Here is an 8,691-nt window from a genome sequence, read left to right as displayed (position 1 = left end):
AACGGTTCTGTTTCGCGGGGCACAACCATAATGTCGTACACTGCCTGATTGGAGACCATCAGATCTCCATTTCTGTCGTAGATAAGGCCCCGCGAAGGGAATTCGGTTATTTTGCGGCGGGCATTGCTTTCTGCTGAAAACTTGTAAGAGGGATCATAAACCTGAAGCATGAAAAGCCTTACAATATATATAAGACTGAGCATCAATATAATCAGACCGATTATGATTGTTCTGTTATTGGCGTTTCCCACTTCCTTTCTGTATTTTTAATATCCGTTACAATTTTTTGGAATCCTTTTTTGCAAAAAGCATGGCAATAAGAATAAAGAGGACTGATACCACCGTACTTATCAGGCTTTTTGAAAGGGTTGAAAGAAACAGCTCCTTATCAAAAGCTTCAACAAAGAAATAAAACAGGTGATGCGTAACTACCATGATTACCATATATTTAAAAAACCATCCAAATCCATAATCCGAAGGAACTGGACGGGTTCCCAATTCATAGCCGTCGCGTGGCGAAAAAGAACTGAGTATAAAGGGTCTGAGAAAAGCCATGAAAACAGTTGCGGAGGTGTGCAATCCCAGTGTGTTCATGAAAATATCGATGGTAAGGCCTGTGATAAATCCTAGAACCAGCAACAGCCATTTGGGAGTGCTGAAAGGTAAAGTGATGATGAAAAGCACGTAAAGATATGGATTCACGTAACCACTGAACTGTAGATTGTTCAATAGTAATACCTGCAGTAATATAAAAACTACAAAGTTGAACAGATATCTTGGCAACAGATTAATCATTTTCACTTAGTTTTTCGAGCTCCAGTTGTTCTTCAGCTTCCATTTTTTCAACGATGTGGACGTATTGAAGATTTTTGAAATCAACCGATAGCAACACTCTTAATTCATAAAAACCTTCTCCTTGGTCAATTGTGACTTCATCGATGGTGCCGATAAGGATGTTCTCAGGGAAGATGGACGAATAACCACTAGTCACTACTGCATCACCCACCAACGGGGTTGCATGGGCGGGAATTCCGCTCAGGGTTGCATATCTGTAGGAACTGCCATCCCAACTTAAGGAGCCGAAAAAGCCGGTCTCCTGCAATCGGGCAGATACCCACAAGCGAGTATTGAGCAACGAAATGACTGTTGAGAAGTTCTCTGATGTGTTAAGCACCACCCCAACAAGGCCTCTGGACGAGATTACACCCATGTCCGGGCGGATGCCGTGTTTCAGGCCTTTGTTTAGGGTCAGGTAGTTGAAATGTTTGTTTACCGAGTTGTTGATTACCCGGGCCGCCGAATAGCGATAGTGCTGGGCTGCTACTGTATCAACTTCAATTTCAGGAAGCATCGGAGCATAAAAAGAATTTCTGTCCAATTGGTTGCGCAATTCCGTAATTTCTCTGACCAGTTCTTCGTTCGTCTTTTTCAGTTGAAAGTATTGAACTACAGAACTGAAATTTTTGAACAAGTAGCCCGAAACCTGGTTGGATGAACTCAGATAAACTTTCCTGTGGTACTGATTATAATTAAATATGAAATGGAAGCTGACTATCTCCAGTAAAAGAAACAGCAGCAAAAAATGGTTTCGAATGATGAAACGGATGAAGTTTCTCATTTTGTATCTTTAATTCTTGAGTCTGCTCCTTAAAGAGGTGTTTTTGTCAGGACAAAGTTGCAGAAGAATTTTGAATCGGAGTTAACGTCTTGTTAATAACGATTTAAAGCTTCCTGCAACAAAAATACTGGCAATAAAGAACCTTCCAGGAATTGGCTCAATTCTTATCTATCTCATCAGGAACGAGAACTTGTGACGGTTTTTGAGCGCAATTCCCGTTCCCCGGGCCACTGCATGCAAAGGGTCCTCTGCAATATGGAACGGGATGTTAATCTTGTCGGTTAGCCGTTTATCCAATCCTCTCAGTAAAGCTCCGCCACCGGCCAGATATATGCCATTGTTTACAATATCGGCATAAAGTTCGGGGGGTGTCTGCTCCAATGCATTAAGAATGGCTGTTTCCATCTTGGAAATTGATTTCTCCAGACAGTGAGAAATTTCCTGGTAGGAAACCGGCACTTCAATGGGTAATGCAGTCATCTGGTTGGGTCCCTGAACAATATAGTCTGCGGGCGGATCGATCAACTCGGGGAGGGCGGAGCCTACCCTGATTTTAATCTCCTCGGCGGTGCGTTCTCCTATCTTGATGTTGTGTTGACGACGCATATACTCCATAATATCCGAAGTGAGGTCGTCTCCGGCAATGCGGATGGATTTGTTGGTGACAATTCCTCCAAGGGAGATGACGGCGATTTCGGTGGTTCCTCCACCTATGTCCACCACCATATTTCCTTCAGGAGCTTCCACATCCAGTCCGATACCCAAAGCAGCTGCCATGGGTTCATAAATCATATAAACCTCACGACCACCGGCGTGTTCTCCCGAGTCGCGTACCGCACGAATTTCAACTTCGGTGCTGCCTGAGGGAATACAGATTACCATGGTTAGTGAAGGGGTGAAAAGCTGACCTTTCTTGTTGATCATCTTAATCATGCCGCGAATCATCTGTTCGGCAGCATTAAAGTCAGCAATTACACCATCGCGAAGGGGACGAATGGTATATATGTTGTCGTGTGTTTTTCCATGCATTTGGCGAGCCTTTTCACCGATAGCTTCAAGTTTCTCGGTGCGACGATTCAGGGCTACTATGCTGGGTTCATCTACAACTATTTTGTCGTTTTGAATAATGATGGTGTTGGCTGTTCCCAGGTCCATGGCCAACTCTTGAGACAAGAATGAAAATAATCCCATTGTTTTTGGTTTTATTAATGTTTGAAATGACGGGTGCCGGTAAACACCATGGACATATTGTGAGCATCACAAAAATCGATGGAATCCTTATCGCGCACAGAACCTCCGGGCTGAATCACAGAGCTAACTCCTGCTTCAGCGGCAATTTCTACCGAGTCGGCAAAAGGGAAAAAGGCATCTGAAGCCATAACGGCTCCTTCCATATCGAATTCAAAAGCTTGTGCCTTTGCAATGGCCTGTTTAAGGGCATCAACTCGTGATGTCTGACCTATGCCGCTGCCAATCAGCTGTTTGTTCTTTGCCAGAACAATGGCGTTCGATTTGGAATGCTTCACTATTTTGTTGGCAAACAGTAAATCCGCAACTTCTGTATCAGACGGCGCTTTGGATGTCACTGGTTTTAAACTATCTTTGGTTTCCATCTTCAGGTCTTTTTCCTGCACCAGTACTCCGTTAAGGAGCGAACGGGTATTGAAGGCGGTTACCGCAGTCGGCTTTTGGACAAGAATAATCCGGTTTTTCTTTTGTTTAAATATTTCCAGCGATTCCTGGTCGTAAGCAGGAGCAATGACTACTTCAAAGAAAATTTTGTTGATTTCGCCGGCCACATCTGCAGTTACTTTTTTGTTGGTAATGATGATGCCTCCAAATGCTGAAACCGGATCTCCTGCCAGTGCTTCTTTCCAGGCTTCTGCCAGATTGCTCCGGGAAGCCAGCCCGCAGGCATTGTTATGTTTTAGAACCGCAACAGTGGTTTCATTAAATTCAGCTATCAAAGATACAGCTGCATCAATGTCTAACAGGTTGTTGTAGGATATTTCTTTTCCGTGCAACTGCTCAAAAAAGGCATTGAAATCTCCGTAAAATGTACCTCTCTGATGCGGGTTCTCACCATATCTTAATGTTTTGCTTCCGTTGACAGCTTTGCGGAAGGCAGGGAATGTTTCATCACTGTTGAAATAGTTGAAAATGGCAGCGTCATACCCCGAAGAGACCGCAAATGCTGCGGTGGCAAATGATTTTCGGTCTTCAAGGGAAGTCTCTCCATTTTGACTTTCCAATACATTTTGAAGTTGGCCATATTGGTCCTTGGAAGGAACAATTACCACATCTTTATAGTTCTTTGCAGCTGCTCTGATGAGGGAGATTCCGCCAATGTCGATTTTTTCAATGATGTCGGTGTGTGAGGCGCCCGAAGCAACAGTGTCTTCGAAAGGGTAGAGGTCAACAATGATGAGGTCGATTTCGGGAATTTCATACTCCGCCATCTGTTGTTGGTGGTCTTTGTCGTCACGTCGGCCAAGAATGCCTCCAAAAACTTTTGGATGCAGTGTTTTTACGCGCCCCCCCAAAATGGAAGGATAACCGGTTAGTGATTCCACTGACTGAACTTTCACTCCCAAACCTTCGATGAATGACTGAGTTCCCCCCGTCGAGTATATTTGAACCCCTTTCTTGTCCAGCTGCTTTACAATTTCATCCAGACCGTCTTTATGAAAAACTGATATTAAGGCAGATTTTATCTTTTTTGTGGCTGTCATTATTTTTAACAATTTTATCCGAGAATAGACGCAAAATTAAGAAAAAGAGAACATTTAGCAACACCCGAACTTTTTTTTGTGAGCCTTGATGTGATTTTATTTTTATGTTGTAGGAAAACGAATAGAAACAATAACTCTATTGACACGAGTTTTTAAATCTATTACGAGTGATCACCTCAAAAAGTTCGAGGTGAATTGCTTATACTTCAGAACTGGCCGGTTCCTGAAAGGGGTCAATTTAAATAAATCTGAGTGCCACCCCGGGGTTACAGGTGAAAATGAACCAGTTCCCCGAATGGGGGCCAAAGACTAATTCACTGATGTATTGTGTGTACAAAAATAATTTCGTTGGAAGTAAAACAGCCAGTCACTGCATTCGGAAAAGCAATCTTCTCATATAATCATGCTTTTCCGGTTGGGTGTAAAAAAAGCTGTCTGGAAGTCAGACAGCTTTTTTTAATTTGTTAAAGTCTTTTTTTGATGGCCTCAGTTTCTTCTTCGAAGCCCGGCTTGCCAAGTAAGGCAAACATGTTTTTCTTGTAAGCCTCAACGCCTGGCTGGTCAAAGGGATTGACCCCCAAAACATAGCCGCTGATGCCGCAGGCTCTTTCAAAGAAGTAGAGCAATTGCCCCAGGTAGTATTCATTAAGTTCAGGAATCTCCACTTTTATGTTGGGAACGCCTCCGTCGGTATGTGCTATCCGGGTTCCCAGTTCAGCCATTTTGTTCACTTCGTCTATCCGTTTTCCGGCCAGATAGTTGAGTTTGTCCAGGTCGGCCTCGTCGCGGGGAATCAATACCCGGTGTTTGGCAGCACCTACTGTTACCACGGTTTCAAAAATGGTGCGTTCTCCTTCCTGAATCCATTGGCCCATGCTGTGCAGGTCGGTTGTGAAATCAACTGCTGCGGGGAAAATTCCTTTGTTTTCTTTCCCTTCACTTTCACCATAAAGCTGCTTCCACCATTCTGAGACATAGTGCAATTTCGGCTGGTAGTTTACCATGATCTCAATCTTCTTGCCTTTCTGATAGAGCAGGTTACGTGCTGCAGCATAAACAGCGGCGGGATTTTTCTCGAATGGAATGTCGGTGCCGGTGAGGGCTTTCATTTCTTTGGCGCCACGCACCAGTTCACTGATGCTGTATCCGGCAACGGCAATGGGCAGCAATCCGACGGGCGTCAGCACAGAGAAACGTCCACCTACATCGTCTGGAATTATGTAAGTTTCAAAACCTTCCTGCTCGGCCAGTGTGCGCAATGCTCCTTTGCTGGCATCGGTAACTGCCACAATGCGTTCTTTTACCTCTTCTTTGTCGTATTTGGTTTCCAGAAGTTCTTTCAGTACCCGGAAAGCGAGAGCAGGCTCGGTCGTCGTTCCCGACTTGGAAATCACAATCACCCCGAAAGATTTGTCTTTCAGTAAATCCAGCATCTCGTAGGTGTAATCCTCCCCGATGTTTTGTCCGGCATAGAGAATAGCGGGGTTTTTACGGTCGCCTTTCAGGTGGTCAAAAGAATCGTTGAGTGCATCAACCACAGCTCTGGCACCCAGATAACTTCCGCCAATTCCAACAACTACCACATAGTCGGCTTTGCCACGCAAACGGGTTGCCGTTTTCTCAATGGCCATTATCTGATCTCCATCAATATTATCGGGAAGATCGAGCCATCCGAGAAAGTCATTTCCTTTTCCGGTTTTGTCGGTCAGTGCTTTGAGTTGTTTCAGAACGTTGTCCTGTTCTTTGTTTATCATGTCCTGGGTTACTTCCGGAGCAGCCTGTGACACGTCAATGGTGAGGTTCTTCATAGCGATATATATTTATTTTTTTGTTCTTCTTCTTAACCAGAGCGATTTGTATTTCAACTTTTGCTCCCGAATAATTGGCCTGGGTTTTGGTTGGTGAATTTTATGCTTTCACCGTCTAACTTCTAATTTTTAGCCTCCAGCGTCCAAATTCTGCTTCTCTATCTCAACTGATCCGTCAGCAGCTTAATCTCAATGGCAGGAGAAATTTTTTCATATATTATATTGTAAACAGCTTCGGTAATGGGCATGTTCACTTTATATTTTTTGTTGATTTCCACAATGCTTTTCACTGCGTAGTACCCTTCCGCTATCATCAGCATTTCCAACTGTGCACTTTTTACCGAATAGCCCTTTCCGAGCATGTTTCCGAAAGTGCGGTTTCTTGAAAACTGGGAGTATGCAGTTACCAGCAAGTCGCCCAGATAAGCCGAACTTTTGATGTCGCGGGTGATGGGATGAACCGTATCCACAAATCTTTTGATTTCCTGTATTCCGTTGGAAATGAGGACGGCCTGAAAGTTGTCTCCATAGCCCAGACCGTGACAAATACCGGCAGCAATAGCCATCACGTTTTTTAGCACGGCGGCATACTCTGTTCCATAAATATCATCAATTACAGTGGTTTTAATATAAGCACAAGCCAGTTTTGCGGCAAAAATCCTGGCTTTTTTGATATCCTGACAAGCAATTGTAAGGTACGACAAGCGTTCCAGTGCTACCTCCTCGGCGTGGCAGGGGCCCGAAATGACTGCAATTGAATTGACAGGCACCTCATAATGCTTATGGAAAAAGTTGCCAATGATAAGGTTTTCGTCAGGGACGAGTCCTTTAATTGCCGATACCACAAATTTATCTTTCAGCGATGTTTTTAGTGGCTCCAATGCTTCCTTGAGAAATGCTGAGGGAATGACAAAAATGAGGATGTCGGATTTTTCCACTATTTCGTTGATGTCGGTGGAAAAAAATATCTGCTCAGTGTCAAAATCAACTGATGTTAGGTAATTGGGATTGTGTCCCATTTTACGAAACCGGTCAATGTGCTCTTGCTCACGGAAGTACCAGTTCAGTCTGTCTGAATTATTCAGAACCATCTTGGCAATAGCGGTGGCCCAACTGCCACTTCCTATGATACCAATGGTTGATTCTTCATCCATGCCTGTCTGTTTTGGTTTCTGCAAATTTATTGATTGATGGGAGCCTAATGCAACGACAAAAGTCATTGATTTAGGGATTGTTCCAAAATATCCTGATGTCCTAAATTCTTTGGTCTGATCTTTTACTTAACTAGTCAGTTTATTTCATGAAAATCCCTTAGATTCCCTGGTCTTATGATTCTTTGTATAAAGTAATTCCGGGTTACAAACCGCGGGTTCAAATAGAGTGGGTTTATTATTCCACCCAGCTTTTTACTTCGTCCGGTTTAGGATTCTGAAGGCCCAGTTTGTGTTTCTTATTGAGTCCGCACAGTTCCTGATGAAGCTTGTTGGGGTTGCACTCTTTCAGATCTTCCACTCGGGAGTATCCTGCTTTGTAAATTACAGGGACCCACTCCGTCGGTACGCCGATAGCTGTAAATTTTTCCTCTCCGTCGCGTTCCTTTTTCTTTTCGGGGCGCATCTGTGGGAAGAAAAGCACTTCCTGAATGGTGCTTTGTCCGGTCATCAGCATGGTAAGGCGGTCTATGCCGATGCCCATTCCCGAGGTGGGGGGCATGCCATACTCCAGCGCACGGACAAAATCCGTGTCGATGTACATAGCTTCATCGTCTCCTTTTTCGGATAGATTCAATTGTTCCTGAAAACGGGACAGCTGGTCGATGGGATCGTTCAACTCAGAGTAGGCATTGGCCAGCTCTTTACCGTTTACCATTAGTTCAAAGCGTTCGGTCAGTTCGGGATTTTCCCGGTGTTTCTTACACAACGGCGACATCTCTACCGGGTAATCGGTAATAAAGGTGGGCTGAATGTACGAAGCTTCACATTTCTCACCAAAAATCTCATCGATCAGTTTTCCTTTACCCATCGATTCGTCATTTTCAACTTCCAACTCATCGCAAACCTTGCGCAACTGGGCTATATCCATGCCGGAGATGTCGTAACCGGTATGTTCCTTGATGGAATCCAACATGCTGATGCGCTTGTAGGGTCTTTTGAAGTCAATGGAGTTATCACCCACCTGAACTTCTGTGGTGCCATGCAAGTCGAGGGCCACTTTTTCGATCATCTGCTCGGTGAAGTCCATCATCCATTTGTAGTCTTTGTAGGCCACATAGATTTCCATTACCGTAAACTCCGGATTGTGTGTGCGGTCCATGCCCTCGTTGCGGAAATCTTTCCCAAATTCATAGACACCCTCGAAGCCGCCGACAATCAATCTCTTAAGGTAAAGTTCGTTGGCAATGCGCAGATAGAGCGGCATGTCCAGTGTGTTGTGATGTGTGATGAACGGACGGGCGGAAGCACCTCCGGGAATTGATTGGAGAATGGGGGTTTCTACTTCCAGGTAATCTTTAGCGTTAAAAAACTCACGCATG

Annotated in this window: 7 protein-coding genes and 1 pseudogene; all 8 read right to left on the bottom strand. The window is 44.3% G+C overall.

The window, feature by feature from the left end; all coding sequences use genetic code 11:
- Window positions 1-203, bottom strand: a pseudogene (locus QZZ43_RS08545) (penicillin-binding protein 2); the annotation flags it as partial.
- 73 nt (window positions 204-276) lie between these two features.
- Complete coding sequence (gene mreD, locus QZZ43_RS08540; RefSeq protein ID WP_291857934.1) at window positions 277-795, bottom strand: rod shape-determining protein MreD; 519 nt, start codon at window positions 793-795, stop codon at window positions 277-279.
- The gene (mreC, locus tag QZZ43_RS08535) at window positions 788-1,618 is read right to left on the bottom strand and encodes a rod shape-determining protein MreC (RefSeq protein WP_291857931.1); all 831 of its coding nucleotides are present in this window, start codon (window positions 1,616-1,618) and stop codon (window positions 788-790) included. The genes mreD and mreC overlap by 8 nt, the downstream gene beginning before the upstream one ends.
- Window positions 1,619-1,786: 168 nt before the next feature.
- A complete protein-coding gene (locus QZZ43_RS08530; protein WP_291857929.1) occupies window positions 1,787-2,809 on the bottom strand; it encodes a rod shape-determining protein in 1,023 nt (340 codons plus the stop codon).
- Window positions 2,810-2,823: 14 nt separating this feature from the next.
- Window positions 2,824-4,350: a bifunctional phosphoribosylaminoimidazolecarboxamide formyltransferase/IMP cyclohydrolase gene (gene purH / locus QZZ43_RS08525; protein ID WP_291857928.1), complete on the bottom strand. Its 1,527-nt coding sequence runs from the start codon at window positions 4,348-4,350 to the stop codon at window positions 2,824-2,826.
- A gap of 464 nt (window positions 4,351-4,814) precedes the next feature.
- Entirely contained in the window at window positions 4,815-6,158 is a 1,344-nt protein-coding gene (locus QZZ43_RS08520; protein ID WP_291857926.1) for a glucose-6-phosphate isomerase, read from the bottom strand.
- 158 nt (window positions 6,159-6,316) lie between these two features.
- Window positions 6,317-7,312 carry an NAD(P)H-dependent glycerol-3-phosphate dehydrogenase gene (locus QZZ43_RS08515; RefSeq protein ID WP_291857924.1) on the bottom strand — a complete coding sequence of 332 codons (996 nt, stop codon included), beginning with the start codon at window positions 7,310-7,312 and terminating at the stop codon, window positions 6,317-6,319.
- A gap of 235 nt (window positions 7,313-7,547) precedes the next feature.
- Window positions 7,548-8,691 (bottom strand): lysine--tRNA ligase (gene lysS / locus QZZ43_RS08510; protein WP_291857922.1); only part of this gene is annotated, 1,144 nt, incomplete at its 5' end.

Source organism: Marinilabilia sp., from assembly GCF_016278715.1.
Taxonomy (GTDB): domain Bacteria; phylum Bacteroidota; class Bacteroidia; order Bacteroidales; family Marinilabiliaceae; genus Marinilabilia.
Note: the sequence above shows the minus strand (reverse complement) of the source record. Positions and strands in the feature narration are given on the sequence as shown.